This is a genomic window from Cereibacter changlensis JA139 (assembly GCF_003034985.1).
In the GTDB taxonomy this organism is placed as follows: domain Bacteria; phylum Pseudomonadota; class Alphaproteobacteria; order Rhodobacterales; family Rhodobacteraceae; genus Cereibacter; species Cereibacter changlensis.
The window spans coordinates 1-1,074 of sequence record NZ_PZKG01000363.1 but is presented as its reverse complement, the minus strand read 5'-3'; the positions used below and the strand labels follow the sequence as shown (position 1 = coordinate 1,074).

The window sequence follows — 1,074 nt, the reverse complement described above, 5'->3', positions numbered from 1 at the left end:
GGGAACGACCTGATCGGTATAGGTTCAGAGTGGCGCTGTCTGAAACTGGAAGGAGATGCGTCCAAGTTCGTGGCGCTGAGGCAAGTCGTGCCGTTCGTAATGCCGATGCTCATCGGTGCAGCGATCAGTTTGGTTATTGCGCTTGTCTTGGCACATCGTTTCGTGCGCCCAATCCAGCGCCTTGGCGACAGCTTGACCGCCTTGTCACAGGGCGATCTCACTCGGCGCATCGGTCAAGCGCTGGTTCGTTCAGAACCCGCAATTGCCGATGTCGGCAGAGCGTTTGATTTGGCGGCAAGCACACTGCAAGAACTGACCGAAAGCCGATCGCGCCTATTTCACGATATTTCGCACGAAATCCGCTCGCCTTTGGCCCGCCTTCAGGTTGAGATCGCATTGCTTCGCCAGAACCCGGCACGGCTCGAGGCAATGCTGCCCCGAATGGACGCTGATATCGCGCGCACAGATCATCTTGTCGGAGAGATACTCATGCTGGCGCGGCTGGAGCGAGGCGGGGCATTCGCAATTAAACCAGTCGCTATCGATCTGATTGACCTGCTTGACCCCATTCTCCGCGACTTCGATCTTGAGGGGCAGGCGCGTGGCGTCCGCCTTTTATACACGGGGCCGGACCGCCAAGAGCTCATATGCGATCCGGAACTGCTACATCGCGCATTTGATAACATAATTCGCAACGCTCTCAGATATTCACCTGACGACGGAACGGTGGATTTCCTAGTTACCCAGAGGGCCGGCCGCGTCGATTTTGCGATCAGCGATATTGGGCCGGGAATTGATCCGGCACAGATCTCGAATATATTCCAGGCCTTTGTTCGTGACGATGTGGGGGGCGGTGCAGGCCTCGGCCTAGCCATTGCGGAAAACGCTGTGAGGTTGCATGGTGGCAAGATATGGGCAAATAACAGGGTCGGCGGTGGCCTAACTATAAATTGCTCATTACCACTTGCTCCACACACCAATAGCAATGGCATCGTATATTCAAAACCTTGGCTAGGATGCCGACCCGTAATGATAGATTCGCCTCCTTGTGCTACATGTGTGAACAGGAACCAT

General features: G+C 55.4%; 1 protein-coding gene. It reads left to right on the top strand.

Features of this window, described 5'->3' with window-relative positions:
- The coding region (locus C5F48_RS24975) for a sensor histidine kinase (RefSeq protein ID WP_146170767.1) at positions 1-1,074 on the top strand (1,074 nt) is incomplete at both ends.